Origin of the sequence: Oecophyllibacter saccharovorans (assembly GCF_006542375.1) — a bacterium.
GTDB lineage: Bacteria > Pseudomonadota > Alphaproteobacteria > Acetobacterales > Acetobacteraceae > Oecophyllibacter > Oecophyllibacter saccharovorans.
Map to the genome: position 1 here is coordinate 1651930 of NZ_CP038143.1, position 23870 is coordinate 1675799.

The following is a 23870-nucleotide window of genomic DNA, read 5'->3' on the forward strand; positions in this document are numbered from 1 at the left end:
GCCTGCAGGTGCGCTTTCCATTATTTCGCCTGCACAGCGCAGGCGTGGTGCGCGACTCTGAACGAGGAAGAGTGGTTTTGTCAGGATTACGCTTCAAGGCATTCCGGCCCCGTGCCATCAGGCTGGCCCTGCTGGCCTCGGCCTGCCTGGTGCCTGGTTTTCTGAGCGATGCGGAGGCTGCCGGCCCGGTGCGCCGCCACAGCCGCGACGACAGCGCTGCCGCCCAGCAGCTGGCCCAGCAGCACGCGCGTGCGGCTGATGCCTCGAGCCAGAAGGTCGCTGCCGGCGGGATCATCCAGTCCATCGCCGTTCAGGGCAACAGCCGCATCGAGACGCCCACTGTCCTTTCCTACATGGTGGTGCAGCCGGGCGATCCCTTCAGCCGGGACGGCATCAACCGCTCGCTCAAGACTCTTTACGCCACCGGCCTGTTCAGTGACGTCACCATGAAGCGTGAAGGCGGCACCCTGATCGTGCAGGTGCGCGAGAACCCGATCGTCAACCGCATCATCTTCGAGGGCAATCACGGCCTCAAGGACAATGACATGCTCAAGGAGATGGCGCTGCGGGCGCGCGCCGTCTTCTCGGCCCAGACCGTGGCTGCCGACCGCCAGAAGATCCTCAACCTCTACGCGTCCAAGTCCCGCTTCGGCACCACCGTCACCCCGCAGATCATCCGCCTGGGCCACAACCGCGTGGACGTGGTTTTCAAGATCAACGAATCCCCCCAGACCCTGATCGAGAAGATCGTCTTCGTCGGCAACAAGCATTTCAGCCAGGGTGACCTGGCAGCGGTGATCTCGTCCAAGGAATCCGCCTGGTACCGCTTCTTCTCCTCGTCTGACGAATACAATCCCGAGCGGGTCCGTTACGATCAGGAGCTGCTGCGCCGCTTCTACCTCCATAACGGCTTCGTGGACTTCCATATGGTGGACGCGACCGGCGAGCTGTCGGAGGATCACAAGACCTTCTACATCACCTATACCGTGCATGAAGGGCCGCGCTACCGGCTGGACAAGGTTTCCATCCGCTCCAACGTCCCCAATGTCACGCCCAAGGGCATGAAGTCGCATCTGGAGGTCTATAAGGGCCAGTACTACGACGGCACGGCCATCCAGGACAACGCGACCGACATGCAGGACTGGCTGCAGGATAACGGTCATCCCTTCGCGCAGGTGCGCACCGACATCGCCCGTAACCCTGAAAAGAAACTGGTCGACCTGCTCTTCGACATCGTCGAGGGCCCGCGTGTCTATGTCGAGCGGATCGACATCAACGGCAACACCATCACGCGCGGCGATGTTATCCGCCGCAACATGCCGATGGGCGAGGGGGACGCCTATACCCCGGCCGACCGCAAATATACCAAGATGGCCCTCCAGGACATGGGCTTCTTCAAGAACGTGAGCGTGGACGAGACCCAGGGCTCGGCGCCTGACAAGGTCAATGTCAGCGCCAATGTGGTCGAGAAGCCGACCGGCGAGTTCTCCCTGGGCGGCGGTTACTCCACGGACGTCGGCATCATGGGCAATCTGGGCCTCAAGCAGCACAACCTGCTGGGCACGGGCGTGGATGCCGGCTTCTCGGGAACGGTGGCGTATTACGAGCAGCAGGCCGACATCTCGGTGACCGATCCCTACTTCCTGGGGCGCAACTTCGTTGCCGGGGCGGATATCTACTTCGTCCAGAACGATTACCAGACCTACCAGAAGTATAAGGAGGGCCAGTACGGCTTCTCGCTGCGCGCCGGCTATTCCTTCAACCGCTATCTCTCGCAGTCCTGGACCTACACCCTGGTCGACCGTCAGGTCGGCAACGCCTTCCCGGGCCATTACGCGGGCAACAACTACGACACGCCTTCCATCTACGTTCTGCAGGATGCCGGCTGGTCGCTGCTGTCTCAGATCAGCACGAACTTCACCTATGACCGGCGTGACAACCGCGTCATGCCGCATTCGGGCTTCATGCTGAACCTGGGGGGTGACTTCGCCGGTCTGGGCGGCAATGAAAAATATGCCCGCGTCAAGTTCAACGGCGTGGGCTACATCCCGCTTGACAGCATCACCGGCAACCATGCCTGGACCATCGAGATGCGCGGCGGCATCGGCTATATGGGCGACTGGAGCCACAGCGGCGACCGCAACATCATCGACAACTTCTACCTGGGCGGCCAGAACCTGCGCGGCTTCCTGCAGGGCGGCGTCGGGCCGCGCTCAAGTCACTTCCGCTGCCATGGTCCCGGCACCAGCAGCGGCCCATATGGGGCAGGCGGCTGGTGTCCGTGGGCAGGCCAGGATGACTTCCTGGGCGGCAAGTTCATGTATACCGCTTCCTGGCAGCTGGATTTCCCGCTGCCGATGGGCGAGGCCCTGGGCATCTCCGGGCGCGGCTTCATCGATTCCGGCTCGCTGGCCGGTATCCGTGTGCGCCACCGCTATGACCGCAAGGGCACGCCGCAGGTGCCGGGCCTCGGCGCGGCCACCTATACCCCGATCAGCGGCGATACCCTCATCCCGCGCGTCTCGGGTGGTCTGGGCATTTCCTGGAACAGCCCCTTCGGCCGCGTGAACATCGATGGTGCGGTGCCCATCCACAAATACCGCGGCGACCGCGTCTACCCGATCCGCTTCGGCTTCGGCCAGCAGTTCTGAGCCCGCTCCCCGGTGCCCCCGTCACGGGGCACCGGGCCGGGGCGGACGACTACAGGAAATCGGGATCCCTTGATTTTCATCGCCGCCCGGCAATTTCCTGCCGCAATCAGGGTGCATTTTCCCGCCCGACGTTGAACTGTGCTGAAAATCGTTTTTGATGCTGGTCCTTCTGCCGAAGGGGGAAAGGCTGCCAGCAGGTTACTGCAGAAAGGTCTGACATGATGACGCCTTCACCACTTTCCCTTACCCGGCGCACTGCCCGTACTTTCCGCCTGCTGGCTTTCACCGCTTTCGCCGGCCTGCCTGTTCTCGGCCTCCAGGGGGCGCAGGCTGCGGGCTGGTTCGTGCCCAAAGCGCAGCAGGCCCCTGCGGCCGCCCCGCCGGCTGCGCATCATCACGCTGCCCGCCCAGTCATGCCGGTGGGCCGTCCTGCGCCGTCAGACGCACCGCAGCAGCCCTCAGCGCCCCCCGTGCTGCCGCTGCCGCCCGTGCCGGCCATCCCGCCCATTCCCAAGGAAGCGCCGCCGCCCACAGCCATCATCGGGCTGATCAGCGTGCAGGGCGTGATGCAGCTTTCCACTGCAGCGCAGGAGATCCAGCAGGTGCTGGGCGAGCGCCGTGATAAGTTGGCCCACGAGGTGCAGAAGGAAGAAGCCTCCTGGCGGGCTGAGCAGCAGAAGCTGCAGATGCAGGCCCGCAGCCTGACTGCCGACCAGATCCAGCTGCGCGAGCGCCACCTGCAGGAGCGCCGGGCGCGTGACCAGCGGGAATTCGGCAACAAGGCCCGCATCATCCAGGAAGCCTATCAGGTGGCCTTCCACCAGCTGGAGCGCACGCTCGAGCAGCGCGACGGCGTGATCGCGCGCGTGGCGGCGGCCCACAGCATGAACCTGGTCTTCCATGCCGAGCAGGTGGTCCTGCATGTGGACGGCCAGGACATCACGGTGGAAGTGGCCAAGCGTCTCAATGAAGCCCTGCCGCATGTCTTCATCCCTGATGACGGCGTGGACTCCGAAGTGCTGGCCAAGTCCGGCAAGATGCCGACAACCGCTGACGAGGAACGCCTGATGCGCCAGGCTTCCCAGCCCCAGGAAGCCGCCCATCCTGCCCCTGCCGCTGCGCCTGCCAAAAAATAATCCCACTGGAAGCCCGCCCGTTCCACAGCCGGGCTTCCGGCAGTGAAGGGTCCCCCTCCAGCTGACGGGTGAAAGCGGCATGCGGTGAGAGGGGATGAGGGAGAGGATGATGAGAAGTTCCACTGGCCCCGCACCGGGCGGGGAACGACCGGCAGATACGCGTTTTTTCAGCCGTCGCGGCCCTTTTCCGCTCACCCGGATCGCTGAAGTTGTCGGCGCGGCCCTGCCTGAGGGGCTGGCGCCGGAAAAACGCGCCTGTGAGCTGCGCGGGGTGGCGCCCCTGCAGACAGCGACCGCGCAGGAAGTGAGCTTTCTCGACAACCGGCGCTACCTGCCGCTCCTGGCCCGCACCCAGGCAGGTGCCGTCATCCTGGGGCCTGCCTTTGCAGACCAGGTGCCTCCCCATTGCACGCCCCTGGTATGTAGGTCTCCCTATCTCGCCTGGTCGCGCGTCGCCCGGCTTTTCCACCCGGGCCCGTCTTCGCGGCCAGGTATCCACCCCACAGCGGTGATCGGCGCGGATGTCGAGCTGGGGGAAGGGGTGGAGATCGGCCCCCTGGTCGTGATCGGGGAGGGGGCGCGCATCGGGGCAGGCTCGATCATCGCTTCACATGCCGCGATCGGGCCGCATGTCGTCATGGGGCCGCATTGCCGCATCGGCAGCCATGTCAGTCTTTCCCATGCCCTGCTGGGCGCGCGCGTGGTGCTTTATCCCGGCGCGCGGGTGGGCCAGGACGGCTTCGGCTTCGCCCAGGGGCCTGAAGGGTTCGAGAGCGTGCCGCAGCTCGGACGCGTCCTGCTGGAGGATGACGTGGAAATCGGGGCGAATTCCACCATCGACCGTGGCTCCATGCGCGATACGGTGATCGGGGCGGGCACGCGCATCGATAACCTGGTGCAGATCGGCCATAACACCCGCCTGGGCCGCTGCTGCGTGGTGGTGTCGCAGGCAGGCATCGCAGGCTCGACCGAGCTTGAGGATTTCGTGACGGTAGCTGCCCAGGCCGGGCTGATCGGCCATATCCATATCGGCGAGAAAGCGCGTATCGGCGCGCAATGCGGCGTGATGTCCGACATCGAGGCGGGCGCTGATGTCATCGGCAGCCCGGCCATGCCCTTCCGCGAGTTCTTCCGCAATGTCGCCACGCTGCGCAGGTTGTCGCGCAACAAGGGGGAGAAGGGGGAGTGAAGGGCTTGCCGGTCGGCCGGGCCCGTTGGTGTCTGAGGGGGGTTTGGTAGTAAGACATCCTTGACAGAACCCCCACCAGCCGCGAAAGGGGAACTGTTCTTTGGACGCACCAGGTAGGGGCAGGCAGGGTAGGAAGGGTAAAGCACGTGGATGCACCGGCTGATCAGACACACGAGGTTCCAGAAAACGTGGATGTCCTGCAGATCATGCAGGCCATCCCGCACCGCTATCCCTTTCTGCTGATCGACAGGGTTGAGAAGATCGAGGCCGGGGAATCCGCTGTCGGGATCAAGAACGTCACCGTCAACGAGCCCTTCTTTCCCGGCCATTTCCCGGGCCGTCCGGTCATGCCGGGCGTCCTGATCATCGAGGCCATGGCCCAGACGGCCGCCACCCTGGTGGTGCTGACGCTGGGGCCGGCCTTCGAGGGCAAGCTCGTTTATTTCATGACGATCGAAGGCGCCAAGTTCCGCCGCCCCGTGGTGCCGGGCGACCAGCTGCGCATCCATGTGCAGAAGGAGCGGGCGCGGGCGAATGTCTGGCGCTTCAAGGGCGTGGCCAAGGTGGATGGCGTGGCAGTGGCAGAAGCGACTTTCAGCGCCATGATCATGGGCTGATTGATGCGGGACGTGCCGGCACACACTTCAGTGGAGGCGGAGATCCACCCCGCTGCCATCGTTTCCCCGCAGGCGCGTCTGGGCAGAGGTGTGAAGATCGGCCCGTGGTGCCTGGTGGGGCCGGAGGTGGTGCTGCAAGACAATGTGCGCCTCCACGCTTCGGTGGTGGTGGAGGGCAGGACCCGTCTTGAGGAAGGCGTTGAGGTCTATCCCTTTTCCACGATCGGCCTGCCGCCCCAGGACCTCAAATATGCCGGCGAGCCGACGGAATGCGTCATCGGCGCAGGCACCGTCCTGCGTGAAGGGGTGACCGTGCACCGCGGCACCGCCCAGGGCCACGGTCTGACCCGCGTGGGCAGGGACTGCCTGATCATGGCCAATGCCCATGTCGCCCATGACTGCACGGTGGGGGACGGGGTGATCATCGTCAATAATGTCGTGATGGGCGGTCATGTGACCATCGGTCCGATGGCGCGCATCATGGGCGCTGCCGCCGTGCACCAGTTCGTGCGGATCGGCACGGGCGCTGTCGTGGGCGGTGTGTGCGGCGTGGAGCGGGATGTCATTCCCTATGGCAGCGTTCTGGGCAACCGGGCGCGCCTGGTCGGGCTGAACTGGGTCGGGCTCAAGCGCTCGGGCGCGGATGGGCGCGAGGTCCAGGACATGCGGCGCGCCTTCCGCCTGCTTTATCCCAGGGGGGCGGAAGACGGGCAGGTGCTGGGCGAGCGCCTGCGCCTGGTGCGCAAGCGCTACGGCCATCTGCACCGCGTGGCAGAAATGCTGGCCTTCATGGAGGCCCCCAGCCGGCGCGGTCTGACCCCTTCGGCGGGGCGTGACCTGCCCGACCACGTCTTCCCGGTCGATGCCGCCAATGCGTTTGGCGAAGAGCCGCCGGCTTCCTGAAGCGGCACGCTGGAGAAAGCTTGGATCTTGGATATGGACAGGACGACAGGCCCTGCAGAGGGGAGAAATCCTGGCAGAATCGGCATTCTTGCAGGCGGCGGCCCCTTGCCGGCCCGGCTGGCGGCAACCCTGCAGGCAGCGGGGCGGGAAGTCTTTATCATCGGCTTTGAAGGCTTTGCCGCCCCTGAGCTGCTGCAGCCCTATCCCCATGCCCTGTTTCGGCTGGGTGCTGCCGGCAGCATTCTTGAAGCCCTGCGCGCCCATGGCTGCACGGAGCTGGTGCTGCTGGGCCCCGTGCGCCGGCCTGCCTGGCGTGAGCTCAGGCCTGATGCCATGGGCGCGCGCCTGCTGGCGCGGCTGGGCAAGGCCATGCTGGGCGGCGACAACAAACTGCTGGCCGCCATCGTGGGCCTGCTGGAGGAGGAAGGGTTCCGGGTGCGGGGTGCGCATGAGTTTCTGGGCCGTGAAGTGGCCCCTGCCGGCGCGCTGGGCCAGCACAGTCCAGACGCGCAGGCCTGGCAGGACATCGGCCGTGCCGTCGAGGTGCTGGAGGTGACGTCACGGCTGGACATGGGGCAGGCCTGCGTGGTGCAGGGCGGGCAGGTTGTGGCGCTGGAAGCCCTTGAGGGCACGGATGCCATGCTGGCGCGCGCGCAGGGTCTCCTCCAGCCGGGCCCTGGGGGAATCCTGCTGAAACTGCCCAAAAAAGGCCAGGAGCTGCGCGCCGACATGCCTGCCATCGGCCCCGTAACCCTTCAGCAGGCAGCCCGGGCAGGGTTGCGGGGGATTGCTTATGCGGCAGGCCATACCCTTATAATTGATCCCCCCGCCTGCCGCATGATTGCCGATCAGCTGGGCCTGTTCGCCTGCGGGCTGGAAAGCGATGGGGCGCTGGCCGGATTTGACTTTTCACCCTGAGCCTTCCGATCTGCCGCGATATCCTGTTTCACATGGGAGAAGAAAATGAGCACATATCTGCATACGATGATCCGGGTGTTCGACCTTGACCGCAGCCTGGCCTTCTACCGCCTGCTCGGCATGCACGAGATCCGGCGCTGCGAAGTGCGGGAAGGGCGCTACACGCTGGTCTATATCGGTTACGCCGACAACGCCCAGGGTCAGGCCGAGATCGAGCTGACCTATAACTGGGACCAGAAGACCCCTTATGATATCGGCAATGGTTTCGGCCATTTCGCACTGGGGGTGCCCAATGTCTCCGCTGTGGTGGAGAAGGTGCGTGAAGGGGGCGGCAAGGTGACGCGCGAGGCAGGGCCGGTCAAGTTCGGCAAGACCATCATCGCCTTCCTGGCTGATCCCGACGGCTACAAGGTCGAGCTGATCGAAAGGCCTGACGGAACGGAAAAGGAATTCAAGTTCTGAGATCCGCCTTCCGGGAAGACTTCAGGAAGGCCGCTGTTCTTTCGTGGCGGCCAGGCGTTCGAGGGTGCGTTCCAGCGCGCTGAGAATCGTGCCTGCCGCCTGGCGGACTTCCGGATCAGTATGGTTCTGCAGCAGGTCGGCACAGAAAAGTGCCGGGGTGAGCGTGTTGCGCAGGTCATGGCGGAGGGGGGCGAAAGGATCATTGCCGGGCATGCCTGCCTCCGGAGTTGCGGTTGACGGGACGGGGTGCGTCCTCAGTTGACAGGAAAGCGCGGCCTGCTTAAAAGCACGACCACAAAGGTTTTCGGAACCAGGCCCCTGCCGCAGGATGTGGGGACAGCCGGCTGAAATTGCCAGGAAGTTTATACGCGCTTTCGCCCGGCGTGTCTGTTTTTGTTTGAAGGATTGAAATCATGAAGCGCACGTATCAACCCTCCCGCCTGGTTCGCAAGCGCCGTCATGGCTTCCGTTCGCGTTCGGCCACTGTGGGTGGGCGCCGCGTGCTGGCCAACCGTCGCGCCAAAGGCCGCAAGCGCCTGTCAGCCTGAAGTTCCGCGTGACCATGGAGCTCTCCTTTCCGCCTGAAAGGGGAGCTCTGTCGTATCAGGCATGATTTCCGGCGCGTTTTGAAGGCGCATTCCGAGATGGAGGGGCAGGCAGAATGGTTTTTCCACCCCGTCTCAAAAAACGCGCCCAGTTCCTCAAAGTTGCGCGCCAGGGCAAAAAGAACGTCTTTCCGGGTCTCGTGGCTCAGGCGCAGCCCGCCGCTGAGGCGGACGCCTTCAGGGTCGGCTTTACCGTCACCAAGAAAGTCGGCAATTCCGTCGTGCGCAACCGCACGCGCCGCCGCCTGCGCGAAGCCATGCGGCTGGTGGCGTGCGAACGGAAAGAGACCTCCCCCTTAAAACCATCATTGCCGCCAGGCCAGCTGGTGCTCATCGGCCGTGCCTCGACCCGCCATCGCGCTTTTGAAGCGCTGAAGCAGGATGTGCGTCAGGCTGTCGCAGGGCTTGAGAAAGCTGCCCCTTCTCCCAAGGGGGGAGCGGGCAATACGGGTGGCTGAGCGTGAGGCTCCGGCAGCTTCCCGCCCACTGCCTGTCAGCGCTGCTGCGGCTCTACCAGCTTGCGCTCAGCCCTTACCTTGGCCGCAACTGCCGGTTTCACCCCAGCTGCAGCGCCTATGCGCGCGAGGTGGTGGGGCGTCATGGCGTTCTGCGCGGAGGCTGGCTTACCCTCAGGCGCCTGTCGCGCTGCCATCCCTTTCATGAAGGCGGGGTGGACCTTCCGCCCTGAGTCTGGCGCCCTGAAGGGGCGCGCCTGCAGGTTCTGCTTGTTTTGCGGCGCGTTTTCGTTCAGTGATGGGGGACTTCTGTCCGCCTCCCTGCCGGGGGCCCTGAGCGGGTTTGCGGATGTCTTCCTCCAATCTTTCTGAAAGAGCGGCCTCCACGCGATGGATAGCAGCAAACGCATTATTCTGGCGATTGTCCTGTCAGGACTGGTCCTTCTCGGCTTCAACTATCTTGCCCCCAGGCCGCATCACGCCCCTGCGCCGCTTTCAGCCAGTCATTCCCCCGCTGCCGGCGCCCAGCCCAGCGCCGGGTCGCAGACGGCAAGCGGGGAGGCGCTGGGTTCCGCCCAGGTTTCCGCCAGTGAGGCCGCGAAGGCGGCAAAGGTGGAGGAAGAGGACCAGGCTGACCACCGGCTGGCCATTTTGGGCCATGACGTGCGCGGTTCCTTCAACCTGCGGGGCGCGCGTCTCGATGACCTGCTGCTGACCCGCTACCGCGAAACGGTGGCTAAGGACAGCCCGCTCGTTCACCTGCTTAACCCGATCGGCACGCCCCATCCGACCTATGTGGTGCTGGGCTGGCAGAATGGATCTGACTCAAGCACGAAGCTGCCTGACGTCCACAGCCTCTGGATCAGTGATTCACCGGAGCTGACGCCCCAGCATCCCGCCACCCTGCGCTGGGAGAACGGGGCGGGGGTGACCTTCCTCATCCACCTGGCGCTGGATGACCATTACATGTTCACGGTGCGCCAGGAGGTGGAGAATCATTCCGGCCAGGCGGTTTCCGTGCGCCCGACCCAGCTGATCCGGCGCGATTACCTTCCCTCCGACACGGGGTCCATGACGGCTTATGAAGGGCCGATCGCCGTCATGAACGGGCATCTGGAGGATATGGGCTACAAGAAGGTCCGCACCCGTGCCGAGGACAATCCCGACCACCTGGCCTGGAGCGCCACCTCCAAGGGCGGCTGGGTCGGGCTGACCGACAAATACTGGCTGACTGCCATCGGCGCGCGTCCTGATGACGTAGTGACCGGCGCCTACGGCTATGAGAGCCCTGCCTATCTCATCAGCCTGCGCGACCATGAGGCTCAGCGGGTCGAACCCGGGGCGAGCCTGGGGCAGGAAAGCTACCTGTTCGCCGGCGCCAAGGTGCCTTCACTGCTGGCCCATTACCAGAAGGCGCTGGAGCTGCCGTCTTTTGATAAGGCCATCGACTACGGTTACCTCAGCTTCCTGACCCGGCCCATCCTCGCCCTGCTGGACTGGCTGTATCACTGGATCGGCAATTTCGGCATCGCCCTGCTCATTCTGACGTTGATCATCAAGCTCATCCTCTCGCCCCTGGCCTACAAGGCGGCGGTGTCGGCAGCGCGCATGCGCCTGCTTGCCCCCAAGATCAAGGAGCTGCGCGAGAAGGGGGGCGAGGACCCCATGGCGCTCAACCGGAAGATCATGGCGCTTTACCGCGAGGAGAAGGTCAATCCCGCCGGGGGCTGCCTGCCGATCCTGATCCAGGCGCCGATCTTCTTCTGCCTCTACAAGATGCTCAACATCAGCATTGACGAGCGGCATGCGCCCTTCTTCGGCTGGATCAACGACCTCTCCGTTCCCGATCCCACCAATCTGTTCAACCTGTTCGGCCTGCTGCCTTTCGACCCGACGCATCTTTCCTCTTTCCTGCATGTCAGCGCCTGGGCGCTGGCCCTTGGAGCCACGTTCTGGCTGCTGCAGCGCCAGACCATGGTCAGCATGGACCCGGCCCAGGCGCGGATGATGCAGTTCATGCCGCTGGTCTATGTCTTCATCATGTCGGGCTTTCCGGCAGGGCTGATGATCTACTACACCTGGAACAACATCCTGACCTGGCTGCAGCAGACCCTCATCGAGCGCCACACCAAACTGCCCGTTCCGGTCAGCGGGGGCGCCCCTGTGAAGGGGGACGGCAGCGCCGGGAAAAAGGCGGCCAGGAAAAAGAAGGACCCGTCTTCCCAGGGCGGAGACTGACCTGCCGGCCTGCCCGAGCTCGCCTTTGCGGGCCGCCGCCGATGCTGACAAAGACCCTGCTGAAAAGGGCAGAAAAGGAGAGTGCCGTGACCGAACCGCAGAATGCCGCCGCCCCCCAGAAGGCGGCCCCTAGAAAAGAGCCCAGCCAGGCCGAGCTTGAAGCGGGGCGGCTGCTGTTTGCAGGTCCCTGCGACTTTTTCCACGGCTCGCAGACGCTCGACCAGCTGCCGCCGCCCGGCCTGCCCGAGATCGCCTTTGCAGGCCGCTCCAATGTCGGCAAGTCCAGCCTCATCAATGCCCTGACCGGTCGCAAGGCCCTGGCCCGCGCTTCCTCGGAGCCCGGGCGCACCAAGCAGCTCAATTTCTTCGACCTGGGCGGCCGTCTCGTCCTGGTGGACATGCCGGGCTACGGCTACGCCAAGGCAGCCAAGAGCGTGAAGGAGGACTGGCAGAAAACCATGTTCTCCTATCTGCGCGGCCGCCCCAACCTGGACCGGGTGGTGCTGCTGATCGACAGCCGCGTGGGCTTCAAGGATTCCGACCGCGAGGCCTGTGACCTGCTCGACAAGGCGGCCGTGGTCTTTCAGGTCGTGCTGACGAAATGCGACCAGCTTTCAGCCAGTGACCTGCAGAAGCGCATTGAGGAAGTCGAGGCTGTGCTGGCCAAGCACGCCGCAGCCTATCCCACCGTCATGGCCACCAGCAGCGAAAAGGGACAGGGCATTGCGCAGCTGCGGGCGATGATGGCAGGCTTTGCCGCACCCCCGCCGCGCTGAAAGCGGCCCGGACCGTGTCCCGTAATTTTTCCTGCATGTGATGGATTTGGCTGATGCCTTCGAAGCCTGACCTTCTTTCCGAAGAATCCCTGCTGGCCGGGACCGTTCAGGATCGGCAGAAAGCCGCCATCCTGGCCGATGCCCTGCCTTATCTGCGGCGCTATGCGGGCGATACCATCGTGGTGAAATACGGCGGCCATGCCATGCGGGAAGGGGCGCTGGCCGAAACCTTCGGGCGCGATATCTCCCTGCTGAAACTGGTGGGCATCAATCCGATCGTGGTCCATGGCGGCGGACCGCAGATCAATGACATGCTGGCCAAGCTTTCCATAGAGACGCGCTTTGTGGACGGTCTGCGCGTTACCGACCGCTCCATGATCGAGGTGATCGAGATGGTGCTTGCCGGCACTGTCAACAAGCAGGTGGCTGATCTCATCAGCCGAGCGGGCGCGCTGGCTGTCGGCATTTCAGGGCGTGACGGCCAGCTCATCCAGGCCCGCAAGCTGCGTCACTGCAGGCGCGGGGGCGGAGGCGAGGAAGCGGGAGAAGAAGTCGATCTGGGCTTCGTGGGCGAGCCGGAATCAGTGGACCCGCGCGTGCTCTACGCCCTGCTGGGGACCGGGCTGGTGCCTGTGGTGGCCCCGGTGGGCGGCAGTGCCGGCGGAGAGGTCTATAACATAAATGCCGATACAGCGGCCGGGGCGATCGCAGGCGCGGTCCAGGCGTCGCGCCTGCTGATGCTGACTGATGTTGCAGGCGTGCTGGATCAGGACGGCAACCCCATCGAGGAACTGACCGCCGAGCAGGCGCGCCGCCTCATCAGCGAAGGCCACATCACAGGCGGCATGATCCCCAAGGTGGAAACCTGCATCAAGGCTGTGGAGAACGGGGCCAAGGCCGCCGTCATTCTTGATGGGCGCGTCGCCCATGCCTGCCTGCTGGAGCTTTTCACGCGCGCAGGGCCAGGCACGCTCATCAAGGCGGACTGAGCCCCGGACCTTTTCAGGCGGGCAGGGGCGAGAACTTCCAGGCGCTGCCGAGGCCAGGCGAAGTCTGGCGCAAGGCCAGCGTGGCCTGCTCCAGGTGATTTTCCAGCGTTTCCGTGCAGCCGGCTTCGCGGCAGGCCAGGCCGATCTGCAGGCTGTCGGGCGGCCCGTCCTTGTGGGGGAATCCCCCTTCAGTGAGACGGGCGGCGCGCTCGGCAGCGGCGAAGCGGTCAGCGCCGTCCATCCAGAGCACGAACTGGCTGCTGCCTAGCCGCCCGATGGGGTCGGTCGGCCGGAAAGCCTTGCGCAGGGCAGAGACCACATCCCCCAGCCAACGCCGTTCCTCACGCACGCGTTCAGCGAGCGGACGTGTGGGGTCCTGCAGCTCAGGCGGCAGGTTGACCTGCAGGCGCAGCAGGGTGCCGGGCTGGTGGTTGGCATCCAACCGGCTCAGCCGGTGGGTGATCTCCTCCTTCATCCCCTCCCAGGTCAGCAGGCCGGTCTCGGGGTCATGGCGGCCGGCGTAAAGGGAGGCACGGTAGCGGTCCTCCACTTCAAACAGGGTGGCAGCGATCTGCCAGAACTGGCGTAGCAGGTTTTTCTCAGCCTCTGTCCAGGGGTCATGGCGCCACAGCAGGAGGGCCAGTTGCCGATTCGCAGACAGGGGCTGAACGGTCAGGAGCAGGCAGTCGGTTTCTGCCCCGCTTTTCTGGGAGAAGACCAGCTGCTGCTCGCCGCTTGCGTTTTCAAGCTGTGCGGCGCAGGCCGTCAGATATTGGGGCGGGCAATGGGTCTGGGCTTCCGGCTGGCTGAAGGGCTGCAGGGAAAAGGTGGTGTCCCCGGGCGCGTGGGAAGTCCGGGCTTCGAGCACCATGCCCTGGCATCCCAGCAGGTGGTGCAGCCTCCTGCAGGCCAGGCGTAGCCCCTGTGCCGGCAGGCCGCCCTGGCGCAGCAGGGCAACGAGGTTGGTAAGAGAAGCGTCTGAAGCTGAAACGGCGGTCCTGGTTGTGGCCTGCATGACTTTGCCCTGCATGAATTGAGCACTGTGGGGGGGCGGCGTTCGCGCTGCGGGACTTTGCCGCATTCTGAGCCTGGCCGGTAATATCCTGGCCCGCAATGCCGGTTCGGGGAAGGGTGCAATTGACTTGCCTGCCCCGCCGCCGCATGGTTCGGGGGTGCCCGTATACCCGGCGCGTGCTCCCCGGGCACAGCTTACAGTCAAACAGGTTTACAGTCATACGGAAACGGATTCCATGCCACATACCGACCTTCAGGCCACCATCGACGCTCTCTGGGAAGACCGGGCCACGCTGACCCCCCAGACCACCGGCGCCCCCCGGCAGGCCGTGGAAGCCGCCCTGGAGGGGCTGGATCAGGGGGTTTTCCGCGTGGCTGAAGTCACCCCGGCCGGTCGGGTGGTGCATGAATGGCTCAAAAAGGCCGTTCTGCTGTCCTTCCGGCTTTATGACTGCGAGCCCATGCCCTATGCCTGCGGCGGCGTGCCGGGCTTTGACAAGGTGCCGCTGAAATGCACTGGCTGGGACAAGGCGCGTTTCGAGCAGGCGGGCTTCCGCGCCGTGCCCGGCTCCATCGTCCGCCGGTCCGCCTATATCGCGCCGGGCGTGGTGCTGATGCCGAGCTTCGTCAATCTTGGGGCCCGCGTCGAAAGCGGCACCATGGTCGACACCTGGGCCACGATCGGCTCCTGCGCGCAGATCGGCAGCAACTGCCACATCAGCGGCGGGGCGGGGATCGGCGGTGTTCTCGAGCCCCTGCAGGCAGCGCCGGTCATCATCGAGGACGGCTGCTTCATCGGCGCGCGCTCCGAAGTGGCGGAAGGCGTGATCGTCGAAAAGGGCTCCGTGCTTTCGATGGGCGTGTTCCTGGGCGCTTCCACCAAGATCATCGACCGCGCCACGGGGGAAATCCACATGGGGCGCGTGCCGGCCTATTCCGTGGTCATTCCAGGCACCCTGCCGCCCAAAACGCCGGGTGGTCCCTCGCTTGCCTGCGCGGTCATCGTCAAGCGGGTGGACGAGCGGACGCGTTCCAAGACCTCCATCAACGAGCTCCTGCGTGACTGAAGGGGCTTCGGGGGCGTTGCTGACTTGACCGCTTTTACCCCTGAAATTCTGACCGATCCGGTGCCGCTGCTTCAGGCGCTGCTGCGCTGCCCTTCCGTCACGCCGAAGGATGCAGGGGCGCTGGCGCTGGTCGGCCAGGCGCTGGAGACGCTGGGCTTTACGGTCACTGCCCTGCCTTTCGGGCCGCCTGAGGCCCCCACGCCCAATCTTTATGCCCGCCTGGGCACAGCCAGGCCCTTGCTCTGTCTGGCCGGTCATACCGATGTGGTGGCGCCGGGGCCGGACTGGCAGCATGATCCCTTTTCAGGCCATGTGGAAGGCGGCTGGATCTACGGCCGCGGCGCTGCGGACATGAAAGGCGGCGTGGCTGCCTTCATCGCCGCTGCCGCCAGGAGGCTTAGGCAGGGGCCGCTTGAGGGCAGCCTTGCCTTCCTGCTGACAGGCGATGAGGAAGGACCGGCCCGCCACGGCACGCGTGCCGTGCTGCAATGGATGGAAGAGCAGGGGGAAAAGCCCGATTTCTGCCTGCTGGGCGAGCCGACCAACCCTGGCCAGATGGGCGAGATGATCAAGGTGGGACGGCGCGGCAGCCTCAATGCCGTGCTCAAAGTGCCAGGTGTGCAGGGCCATGTGGCTTATCCCCACCTGGCCGACAATCCCCTGCACAGGTTGCCCGCTCTCCTGACGGCCCTGACCTCTTTCCCGTTGGACAGCGGTAACCAGTGGTTCGCGCCGTCCTCCCTGCAGGTCACCAGCATCGATACCGGCAACCCGGTAACCAACATCATTCCCGCGCAGGTGGAGATCCGGCTCAACATCCGCTTCAACAATCTCCATACCGGCGCTTCCCTGCAGAAATGGCTGCAGGAGGTCGCCCAGGCCCACGCCCCCGGCACGGAGGTGGCGGTGAGCGTCAGTGGGGAGGCCTTCATGACCCCGGCCGGGCGGGAAGTCGCCCTGCTGGGCCAGGCGGTCGAGGAGGTGACGGGCCGCAAGCCTGTGCTGGACACAGGGGGCGGCACGTCGGATGCGCGTTTCATCACCGCGATGTGTCCGGTGGCGGAGTTCGGGCTCGTGGGGGCGACCATGCACAAGCGTGACGAGAAGATCTCCCTTGCCTCCCTGGAAGACCTCACCCGTGTCACGCAGCTTTTCATGGAGCGGCTGGGCGTCTGAAGTCCCCGGCTAAGACAGGCTCAAGACAGGCCCAAGACAGGCTAAGAGACGGCAGACACTTCGAAGGGATCGCTGGGATACCCCACCCCGATCAGGCACAGCCCGTCTGCAGGGGCGGTCGGCCCCGCCGCGCGCCTGTCGCGTGCGGCAAGGGCGGTGCCCACCTGCGCGGGCGTCCAGCGGCCGAGGCCCACCAGAGCCAGGGTGCCCACCATGTTGCGCACCTGGTGGTGCAGAAACGAGCGCGCCTGCGTTTCAATGAGGATCCGCTCGCCCTGGCGGCGGATCTGCAGCTCATCGAGGGTGCGCAGAGCATGGCGCGCCTGGCAGGCGGCAGCGCGGAAAGAGGTGAAATCATGCCGTCCCAGCAGGTGGCGCGCGCCTTCCTGCATGGCGGCAACGTCCATCTCGTGCCTGACATGCCAAACCTGTCCTTCCGCCAGGGCCGGGCGGGCCGGGCGGTTGAGGATGACGTAGCGGTAACGGCGCCAGATGGCCGAAAAGCGCGCATTCCAGTCCGCCGGTACCGAGGCTGCCTGCAGGATGGCGACCGGATGCGGCTTGAGGTGATAGTTCAGCGCCTCGCGGAGGGTGTGGGCCGTCAGGCGGACATCAGCGGGGAAATCCAGATGCGCAACCAGGCCGCTGGCATGCACGCCGGCATCCGTCCGCCCTGCGGTGATGCTGGGTACAGACCGGCCACGGGTAAGGCGGGCGGCGGCTTCCTCGACCAGCTGCTGGACGGTAAGACCGTTCTCCTGCCGCTGCCAGCCCCGGTAAGGCTGCCCGTTGAACTCGATCCTGACCGCCCAGCGCTGGCCGGTTTTCTGGTTCGCCGGATCGTCAGTCAAAGCGGCTGCCTTTGCCGAGGGGGCGGCCGCGCAGGAAGTCGCCTGCCTCCATCATCGCGCGCCCGGGCTGCTGCAGGCGCGTGATGCGCACGGCACCCCGGCCGGTCGCAACCGTCAGCCGGTCGTCCAGAACCGTGCCGGGTTCCGCGTCGCCCACGTCCTGGGCGGGCAGCGGCAGGACGTTGCCGATGCGCAGGGTCTGGCCCCCGTAACGGGTGAAGCTTCCAGGCCAGGGGGTGAAAGCGCGGATCTGGCAATCGATTTCCTCCGCACTGGCCCGCCAGTCGATCTGTCCCGCTTCCCGCGTCAGGCGCGGGGCATAGGTCATGCCGGCCTCAGGCTGCGGTACGGCCACAGGCAAGGGGCGCTGGCTGAGGGTGCGGACGATCAGGGCTGCGCCCATCTGCGCCAGCCGGTCATGCAGTGTGGCTGAAGTGTCGTCAGCGGTGATGGGCGTGGCCCCGTGCATCAGCACCGCGCCTGTGTCCAGCCCTTCATCCATCTGCATGATGCACACGCCGCTTTCGCTGTCGCCGGCCAGAATGGCGGACTGGATGGGCGATGCCCCCCGCCAGCGCGGCAGCAGGCTGGCATGGATGTTGAGGCAGCCCAGACGCGGCGCGTCCAGGATTTCAGGCGGCAGGATGAGGCCGTAAGCCGCCACCACGGCCACGTCAGCTTTCAGGGCGGCAAATTCTGCCTGTGCTTCAGGATTGTTGCGCAGCCTGGCGGGCGTGCGCACCTCGATGCCCATCTCTTCAGCCGCTTCATGGACAGGCTGCCTGCGCAGCGCCTTGCCCCGTCCCGCAGGGCGCGGCGGCTGCGTATAAACAGCCACGATCTCATGACCGGCCTCGCGCAACGCATGCAGGGCAGGCACGGAGAATTCAGGCGAGCCCATGAAAACCAGGCGCAGAGGCTTGGCGGAGGAGAGAGATTCGGGGGATTCGGCAGGGGCGGGCATGGAGCAGCGCTTCCGAAGGGTTCGGGCCATGAAAGGAGCAGGCAAAGGGTAAGGGCAGTGTTTTCAGTGACGTTCAGTGACGCCGCTTCTGCTCCTTGTTGAGGCGCCGCATGATCATGTTGCGTTTGAGGGTCGTAAGGTGGTCGACGAAAAGCTTGCCTTCCAGATGGTCGATCTCATGCTGGATGCAGGTGCCGAGCAGGCCGTCCTCTTCGCGTTCCACCACGCTGCCGTCCAGGTCGAGGTAGCGCACTTTCACAACATCGGGCCGCTCCACCTCGGCAAACTGGTTGGGCAGGGAAAGACAGCCCTCCTGGCGCGGGGAGGTCGCCTCGCTCGTTTCGAGAATTTCCGGATTGATCAGCACCAGCGGGGCCGGGCTTTCCTCCTTGCTGCGGTCGGCAAGGTCGATGATGATCAGCCGCAGCGACAGCCCGACCTGCGGGGCGGCCAGGCCGATGCCGGGCGCTTTGTACATGGCGGAGAACATGCCGGGCAGGGCAGCGCGGATCTGCGCCATGTCCTCTTCAGCCACCGCACGGGCTTTCTGACGCAGGACGGGATGGGGGGCAACCAGGATGGGGGTGGGCTCCACCTCTTCAATCCCGGCGAGAATGTCGATAATGCTCATGGGGGTGACACTAGCGAGCTTGAAGCCATTACGCCAGACGGGGCCTGCAGGGGAAAGCGGGGTCTTGAAATCTCCCCGGGGATGCCCATTTCCACTGTTTCGAACGTTCCCTCGCCTGCAGAGGCCGGGGACTTCAGCTGCCGATCATTTCACCGGCCAACCCACATCACATTTTTCATTTTCAGAACACCTTCAAGAACATCATATTGTTGAAAGGCCCTGGCCTTCATGTCTCAGAGCAACGCTTCCAATTCCATCATTTCTTCCGACCTGCGCCATATCTCAGCCCCGCAGTTCCGCCAGCTTGGCCTGCAGGAAATGGCCTATATCCGCCCCGTACGCCATGAAGGCGCGCCGGCGGTGGGCATTCATGCTGCTGACGGCACGCCCATGGCGATCGTCGCCGATGAAGCCACGGCCCTGGCCGCCATCCGCGACAACAACCTGGCGGCTGCCCTGATTCACTGACTTTCCGGGCCTTCCGGCGCAGGGATTTCCGGGCGTTTCAGCCCAGGCGTTCAGAGGCTGAAATTCTCGCCCAGATAGACGCGGCGCACGTCCTCATTGGCCACGATCTCTTCAGGCGTGCCCTCGGTCAGCACCTTGCCGCTGTGCAGGATATAGGCGCGGTCAATGACTTCGAGCGTTTCGCGCACGTTGTGATCGGTGATCAGCACGCCGATCCCGCGTTCCTTGAGATGGGAGACCAGGTCACGGATCTCGCTTACAGCGATCGGGTCGATGCCTGCCAGCGGCTCGTCAAGCAGGATGTAGTTCGGCTGGCTGGCAAGAGCGCGGGCGATCTCAAGGCGGCGGCGCTCACCGCCTGAAAGGGCGAGGGCGGGGGAATGGCGCAGCCGCGTGATGCCGAACTCGGCCAGCAGCCCGTCCAGCATTTCCTGGCGCTTGTCGCGGTCGGGCTCAACCACTTCCAGCGCTGCCATGATGTTCTGCTCGACGGTCAGGCCGCGGAAGATGCTGGCTTCCTGCGGGAGGTAACCGACGCCGAGGCGGGCGCGGCGATACATGGGGAGCTGGGTGATGTCGGAGCCGTCAAGCGTGATGCTGCCGGTATCGGTCTGCACCAGCCCCACGATCATGTAGAAGCTGGTGGTCTTGCCCGCCCCGTTGGGCCCCAGCAGCCCGACAGCCTCACCGCGCTTGACCTGCAGGGAAACATCCTCGACCACAGTGCGCTTCTTGTAGCTTTTGCTGATCCCGTGGGCCACAAGGCCGATATTGGGGTCGAAAGGCAGGCTCTCGCTCATCTGTTTGCTCCCTTATTTCCGGCTGCCGCCCTGGGTCTTGTTCTGGTTCTCATTGGAGGAAGCCTCATTGGGCACCACCAGCCCCTGAATGGGCGAGTTCGTGCCCGGCAGCATGGTGGAGACACCCGTGCGCAGGTTGACCAGGGCCTGTGAGCCGTTGTTCTGGTTCTGCCCCTGCGTCACGTGCACATGGCCGACCAGCCGCGCAAGCTCCGGCCCGAAGAGATAGACGCCGCGGTCACCGGTGGCGGTCTGTGTCTGGGTGCGCACCACCACGTGGCCCCAGCCATAGGCGCGGTCCATGTTCGAGCCGTTGGTGCTCTTGGGCGGCGGCAGCCCGCGCCGGCGCGCGATCTCGGCCTGCCTGCGGTCAGCGGCATCGCGCTGGGCCTTCTGCAGGTCCGACATGCCGAAGGATTCCATGATGTCGGCGGTGACGCGCTTGCCGTCATTGGTGGTCAGGGAGGCATTGCCGCGCCCCACTGATATCCTGGCCTTGGGATAATATTCCATGAGATCGCGCGCCGTCATGACATCCTGGGGCGTCATGACCTTGAGGTGCTGGCCGGTCATCAGCATGAGGGCGCGGTCGACGTCATAAATGCCGTGGTCGCCCCAGGCCTGGTCCTTGAGATTGTAGACATGCACATGCCCGCGCGCCTCGATGCGGTAGAGCTCCAGGCTGCCGCCCAGCGGGTCTTCGCTGGCAGTGGACGACGGGGCTGCCGCCTGGCCGGGCGGGGGCGCTTTTTTGCGCAGGTAGCCGATCAGCACGTCTCCGTCGAGCGTGGTGTCGCCCCGCACCGCGCGCGCGCCGCCGATCAGTGTCACGGTCTGGCGGTTGTGGTCGTAGATCTCCTGGCCTTTCCAGTAGAGGTGGACCGGCTGGCCGTGCGAGGCATCGGCAGGTGACTTGTTGTCGGAACCACTGCTGGGCATGGCATTGTCAGTGGTGGGGCCGGGGCTACCTGCAGGTTCAGCACTCGGTTGTGCCGGGGCGGCGTGCGCGTTTGAGATGAGCGCTTCCACACCGCACAGCCCTGCACGGCCCAGCCCCACACTGCACAGCAATGTCAGCCCCAGCAGGCCCGCCCGGCGCAGGTCAGGCCGGGCCACTGAACGGGCTACGGAAAAACATGCTGCGGAAAAGGGAGAAAGCGTTCTCGGCGAGGGGATCATGGCTGTTTCGGTCTCCCGGCAGAAGAAGCGGCGCCCGGCACTGTGAGAGAGGACCCGGCAGGGGCATCGGTTGGAGCAATGTCATTGTTGTGCACGGTGCGCCCGGGCCCCATGAACTGAATGAGATTGGCATTCTGATCCAGAAAGGCGCCCTGGGCATCCTGGGTGCCGAAAGGCCCTTCCGCATGGACCCAGTCATGGGTGGCTGCGATGCCCTGCTTGAGGTCCAGATCGGCGGTCGGCGTGTTGAGAAGCACGCCGTCACTCCGGTAAAGCACGACATGGCCGTCAAGGTCGAGGGTCTGCTCGTGCTGCATGTAGACCCCCCGGTCGGCCCGCACGTAAACCCACTCATTGGGGTGGAGCAGCAGATCGGCCTGAGGATGGTCGAGATCGATGCGGTCATCATCGATCTGGTGCGCAACATCCGCAGTCAGCATGTAGGGCCGTCCCTGCCGGTCGAGATCGTGATAGACGGCGCGGTCCATATGGCCGCTTTCCAGCTGGACCTTGCTGAGCTCGTGCAGAATGGCGCGGTTCTGGTGGAGCAGGTGGGTAATCTCGGGCCAGGCGGCGATCGAGACCAGAAAGACCCCTGCCACGGTGGGGAGGATCCATTTCGCCCGGTTGAGGCGGAGGCGCCGGCGCGCGATCTCGTCCTTGCTGGGCGCCTTGCGCACGCGCTGGAAAGCCGCCTGGCGGTGGGCGTTCAGCCTGTCGAGCTGCGCCTGGCGATCGGGGTCGAAATCCTCGCGCTGCGCGCCGGGCGTTGCCGGCGTGTCAGAGGGCTGCTCCGGGGAATGCGGGGAATCGTTGCTCATCGCGTCAGCCCTCCGCCTACCTGGTCATCTCGGTACGCAGGAGGTCGTGCAGATGGACGATGCCGACCGGCCGGCGGTCCGGGCCCACGACGAAAAGGCTGCTGACGGGAAAATGCGGGTCGTTCATGAAGCGCAGGGCCTCGCGGGCCACGATATCGGGCGGGGCGGTAAGGGGCTTGCGGTTCATGATATCGGCGGCTGTGGTGCTGTCGAGGTCGAGATTGCGCTCCAGCGTGGGGCGCAGGTCCCCGTCAGAGACGAGGCCGCAGAGCCTGCCGTCCCCGTCGATCACCCCCATGCAGCCGAAAGCCTTGCGCGTCATTTCCACGATGACCTGGCGCAGGGGCATGTCAGGCGTGCCGAGCGGCATTTCCGCGCCGGTATGCATCAGCTCCTCGATCAGGCGGAGCTGGCTGCCGAGCTGGCCGCCCGGATGCAGGAGCTGGAAGTCGCGCTCCCCGAATCCGCGGCGCTCCAGCAGGGCCATGGCCAGCGCATCGCCCAGCGCAAGCTGCAGCAGGGTGGAGGTTGTGGGCGCAAGCCCCATGGGGCAGGCCTCAGGCACCACCGGCAGCGTAAGGCAGGTCTGCACCGAGCGCGCCAGGGTCGAGGCGGGGTTGCTGGTGATGGCGATCCGCTCGGCATTGAGGCGGCGCGCATGTTTCAGCAGCGGGCCGAGCTCGGCACTTTCACCGGAGCTTGAAAGCAGCAGCAGCAGGTCATCGGCCATGAAGACCCCCAGGTCCCCGTGTGCCGCTTCAGCGGGATGCACGAAGAGGGAAGGGGTGCCGGTGGAGGCAAGCGTGCTCTGGATCTTGCGCGCGATATGGCCCGACTTGCCGATGCCCGTAACCACGACTCGCCCCCTGGTGTGCAGGATCCTGTCGATGGCCTGCTCGAACGCCTCGCCGAGCGGCCCTTCCAGCTCGCGCGCCAGCTGGTTAAGGCCGTCATATTGCAGGCTCAGCGCCTGGCGGGCGATGCGGAGGGGCGGTGAGGTCATGAAATCCGAGCGGTATGCGAGAAGATGTCAGGCTTCTCATAACCCAGCAGGTCCAGATCTGCACGCGCCGGCAGAAAATCATAGCAGGCCTGCGCAAGCTCGCGCCGCTCCTCGCGGATCAGCATCGCCTCAAGCTTTTCCCACAATGCATGCAGGTAGAGAACGTCCGCGGCAGCGTATTGAAGCTGCTCGGGCGTCAGTTCAGTCGCGCCCCAGTCGGAGCTCTGCTGCTGCTTGGACAGCTCCACGCCCAGCAGCTCGCGGCAGAGATAAGCCAGGCCGTGCTTGTCGGTGAAGGTATAGACCAGGCGGGCGGCAATCTTGGTGCAGATCACCGAAGCCACCCGGATGCCCAGCGCATGCTGCAGAACAGCCACGTCAAAACGGGCGAAATGCATGAGCTTGGTGATGTTGGGGTCTGCCAGAAGTTTCTTGAGATTGGGGCAGTCCGCCCCCTTGCCGCCCAGACGCTCAGGGCGGATCTGCACCAGGTGCGCCTGCCCGTCACCGCTTGAAAGCTGCACGAGGCACAGCCGGTCACGATGGGGGTTGAGGCCCATGGTCTCGGTGTCCACCGCGACGACGGGGCCGAGGTCGAGCCCGTCCGGCAGGTCGCCGTCATAAAGATGGATGGCGTTCTGCGGCGTGCTGCTCATGGCTCACTTTTCAAACTGTTTCTGATTTTTGTTTTGATCAGCTGCTTCTCTTGCTTCTCTGAACCCGTCTTGTGCCCGTTGCAGCATGGCCCAGGGCAGGGCCGGCGAAAGCTGTTGCCCTGTGGGCACGGCAGAGATCTTGGGGAAAGGCATTGAAGCCTCGGAAGACCCCGGGGAAGAGATGGTGCCCAGAAGAAGACTCGAACTTCCACGTCCTTGCGGACACAGGTACCTGAAACCTGCGCGTCTACCAATTCCGCCATCTGGGCAAAGAGGCACGGCTTGCTGACTTTCCGGGAAG

At 65.0% G+C, this 23870-nt stretch carries 26 protein-coding genes and 1 tRNA gene; 16 read left to right on the forward strand and 11 right to left on the reverse strand.

The genetic code is table 11. From position 1 onward, the window contains the following. Window positions 1–77 precede the first annotated feature (77 nt). From bamA to gloA, 7 genes are all read left to right on the forward strand, one after another. Entirely contained in the window at window positions 78–2651 is a 2574-nt protein-coding gene (bamA, locus tag E3E11_RS07145) for an outer membrane protein assembly factor BamA (protein WP_231118884.1), read from the forward strand. 218 nt (window positions 2652–2869) lie between these two features. After that, window positions 2870–3787, forward strand: a complete 918-nt coding sequence (locus tag E3E11_RS07150; RefSeq protein WP_231118885.1) for an OmpH/Skp family outer membrane protein — start codon at window positions 2870–2872, stop codon at window positions 3785–3787. 109 nt (window positions 3788–3896) lie between these two features. Then, complete coding sequence (gene lpxD / locus E3E11_RS07155; RefSeq protein ID WP_141451787.1) at window positions 3897–4976, forward strand: UDP-3-O-(3-hydroxymyristoyl)glucosamine N-acyltransferase; 1080 nt, start codon at window positions 3897–3899, stop codon at window positions 4974–4976. A 206-nt stretch (window positions 4977–5182) separates the two neighbouring features. After that, the gene (gene fabZ, locus E3E11_RS07160; protein ID WP_231119049.1) at window positions 5183–5593 is read left to right on the forward strand and encodes a 3-hydroxyacyl-ACP dehydratase FabZ; all 411 of its coding nucleotides are present in this window, start codon (window positions 5183–5185) and stop codon (window positions 5591–5593) included. A gap of 12 nt (window positions 5594–5605) precedes the next feature. Further along, on the forward strand, window positions 5606–6496 hold the full coding sequence (gene lpxA / locus E3E11_RS07165) for an acyl-ACP--UDP-N-acetylglucosamine O-acyltransferase (protein WP_231118886.1): 891 nt from the start codon (window positions 5606–5608) through the stop codon (window positions 6494–6496). A 33-nt stretch (window positions 6497–6529) separates the two neighbouring features. Then, window positions 6530–7414 (forward strand): LpxI family protein, encoded by an 885-nt coding sequence (locus E3E11_RS07170; RefSeq protein ID WP_141452229.1) that lies wholly within the window; start codon window positions 6530–6532, stop codon window positions 7412–7414. A gap of 45 nt (window positions 7415–7459) precedes the next feature. Further along, window positions 7460–7876 (forward strand): lactoylglutathione lyase, encoded by a 417-nt coding sequence (gene gloA, locus E3E11_RS07175; RefSeq protein ID WP_141451789.1) that lies wholly within the window; start codon window positions 7460–7462, stop codon window positions 7874–7876. A gap of 21 nt (window positions 7877–7897) precedes the next feature. On the opposite strand, the gene E3E11_RS07180 is transcribed toward gloA, so the two are convergent. Beyond that, window positions 7898–8089, reverse strand: a complete 192-nt coding sequence (locus E3E11_RS07180; protein ID WP_141451790.1) for a hypothetical protein — start codon at window positions 8087–8089, stop codon at window positions 7898–7900. A 200-nt stretch (window positions 8090–8289) separates the two neighbouring features. On the opposite strand from E3E11_RS07180, the gene rpmH reads away from it, so the two are divergent. The 6 genes from rpmH to argB all read left to right on the forward strand — a co-directional run bounded on the left by rpmH (window position 8290) and on the right by argB (window position 12939). Continuing rightward, window positions 8290–8424, forward strand: coding sequence for a 50S ribosomal protein L34 (gene rpmH / locus E3E11_RS07185; RefSeq protein WP_141451791.1), 135 nt, complete (start codon window positions 8290–8292; stop codon window positions 8422–8424). A gap of 113 nt (window positions 8425–8537) precedes the next feature. Beyond that, window positions 8538–8939: a ribonuclease P protein component gene (gene rnpA, locus E3E11_RS07190; protein WP_141451792.1), complete on the forward strand. Its 402-nt coding sequence runs from the start codon at window positions 8538–8540 to the stop codon at window positions 8937–8939. A 2-nt stretch (window positions 8940–8941) separates the two neighbouring features. Continuing rightward, window positions 8942–9169, forward strand: coding sequence for a membrane protein insertion efficiency factor YidD (yidD, locus tag E3E11_RS07195; RefSeq protein ID WP_141451793.1), 228 nt, complete (start codon window positions 8942–8944; stop codon window positions 9167–9169). A gap of 157 nt (window positions 9170–9326) precedes the next feature. Then, window positions 9327–11174, forward strand: coding sequence for a membrane protein insertase YidC (yidC, locus tag E3E11_RS07200; RefSeq protein WP_141451794.1), 1848 nt, complete (start codon window positions 9327–9329; stop codon window positions 11172–11174). An 86-nt stretch (window positions 11175–11260) separates the two neighbouring features. Next, window positions 11261–11950: a ribosome biogenesis GTP-binding protein YihA/YsxC gene (yihA, locus tag E3E11_RS07205; RefSeq protein WP_407938673.1), complete on the forward strand. Its 690-nt coding sequence runs from the start codon at window positions 11261–11263 to the stop codon at window positions 11948–11950. 53 nt (window positions 11951–12003) lie between these two features. Then, window positions 12004–12939 (forward strand): acetylglutamate kinase, encoded by a 936-nt coding sequence (argB, locus tag E3E11_RS07210; protein WP_141451796.1) that lies wholly within the window; start codon window positions 12004–12006, stop codon window positions 12937–12939. Window positions 12940–12952: 13 nt separating this feature from the next. Here argB and E3E11_RS07215 read toward each other — a convergent pair whose 3' ends face one another. Beyond that, entirely contained in the window at window positions 12953–13954 is a 1002-nt protein-coding gene (locus E3E11_RS07215) for a nucleotidyl cyclase domain-containing protein (RefSeq protein WP_141451797.1), read from the reverse strand. 235 nt (window positions 13955–14189) lie between these two features. On the opposite strand from E3E11_RS07215, the gene dapD reads away from it, so the two are divergent. Both dapD and dapE read left to right on the forward strand, forming a co-directional pair. Further along, window positions 14190–15020, forward strand: a complete 831-nt coding sequence (gene dapD, locus E3E11_RS07220; RefSeq protein ID WP_141451798.1) for a 2,3,4,5-tetrahydropyridine-2,6-dicarboxylate N-succinyltransferase — start codon at window positions 14190–14192, stop codon at window positions 15018–15020. Between the two features lie 24 nt (window positions 15021–15044). Then, window positions 15045–16196: a succinyl-diaminopimelate desuccinylase gene (dapE, locus tag E3E11_RS07225; protein WP_195804965.1), complete on the forward strand. Its 1152-nt coding sequence runs from the start codon at window positions 15045–15047 to the stop codon at window positions 16194–16196. 41 nt (window positions 16197–16237) lie between these two features. Here dapE and truA read toward each other — a convergent pair whose 3' ends face one another. The 3 genes from truA to def form a co-directional block, all read right to left on the reverse strand. Then, window positions 16238–17047, reverse strand: a complete 810-nt coding sequence (gene truA / locus E3E11_RS07230; RefSeq protein WP_141451799.1) for a tRNA pseudouridine(38-40) synthase TruA — start codon at window positions 17045–17047, stop codon at window positions 16238–16240. Beyond that, entirely contained in the window at window positions 17040–17963 is a 924-nt protein-coding gene (gene fmt, locus E3E11_RS07235) for a methionyl-tRNA formyltransferase (RefSeq protein ID WP_141452232.1), read from the reverse strand. The genes truA and fmt overlap by 8 nt, the downstream gene beginning before the upstream one ends. Window positions 17964–18084: 121 nt before the next feature. Further along, entirely contained in the window at window positions 18085–18642 is a 558-nt protein-coding gene (def, locus tag E3E11_RS07240) for a peptide deformylase (protein ID WP_141451800.1), read from the reverse strand. A gap of 228 nt (window positions 18643–18870) precedes the next feature. Here def and E3E11_RS07245 point away from each other — a divergent pair, with 228 nt between their 5' ends. Beyond that, window positions 18871–19110, forward strand: a complete 240-nt coding sequence (locus E3E11_RS07245) for a DUF1150 family protein (protein ID WP_141451801.1) — start codon at window positions 18871–18873, stop codon at window positions 19108–19110. A 50-nt stretch (window positions 19111–19160) separates the two neighbouring features. Here the strand turns inward: E3E11_RS07245 and lptB are convergent, their stop codons facing one another. The 6 genes from lptB to E3E11_RS07275 all read right to left on the reverse strand — a co-directional run bounded on the left by lptB (window position 19161) and on the right by E3E11_RS07275 (window position 23838). Next, window positions 19161–19910 (reverse strand): LPS export ABC transporter ATP-binding protein, encoded by a 750-nt coding sequence (gene lptB, locus E3E11_RS07250; RefSeq protein WP_141451802.1) that lies wholly within the window; start codon window positions 19908–19910, stop codon window positions 19161–19163. A gap of 12 nt (window positions 19911–19922) precedes the next feature. After that, entirely contained in the window at window positions 19923–21089 is a 1167-nt protein-coding gene (locus tag E3E11_RS07255; protein ID WP_231118887.1) for an LptA/OstA family protein, read from the reverse strand. After that, window positions 21086–21910: an LPS export ABC transporter periplasmic protein LptC gene (gene lptC / locus E3E11_RS07260; RefSeq protein WP_141451803.1), complete on the reverse strand. Its 825-nt coding sequence runs from the start codon at window positions 21908–21910 to the stop codon at window positions 21086–21088. Before lptC ends, E3E11_RS07255 begins: the two co-directional genes overlap by 4 nt. A 16-nt stretch (window positions 21911–21926) precedes the next feature. Next, the gene (locus E3E11_RS07265; protein ID WP_141451804.1) at window positions 21927–22913 is read right to left on the reverse strand and encodes a KpsF/GutQ family sugar-phosphate isomerase; all 987 of its coding nucleotides are present in this window, start codon (window positions 22911–22913) and stop codon (window positions 21927–21929) included. After that, window positions 22910–23569, reverse strand: coding sequence for a ribonuclease D (locus E3E11_RS07270; protein ID WP_141451805.1), 660 nt, complete (start codon window positions 23567–23569; stop codon window positions 22910–22912). Before E3E11_RS07270 ends, E3E11_RS07265 begins: the two co-directional genes overlap by 4 nt. A gap of 182 nt (window positions 23570–23751) precedes the next feature. Beyond that, a tRNA-Leu gene (locus E3E11_RS07275) sits at window positions 23752–23838 on the reverse strand. Between the last annotated feature and the right edge of the window lie 32 nt (window positions 23839–23870).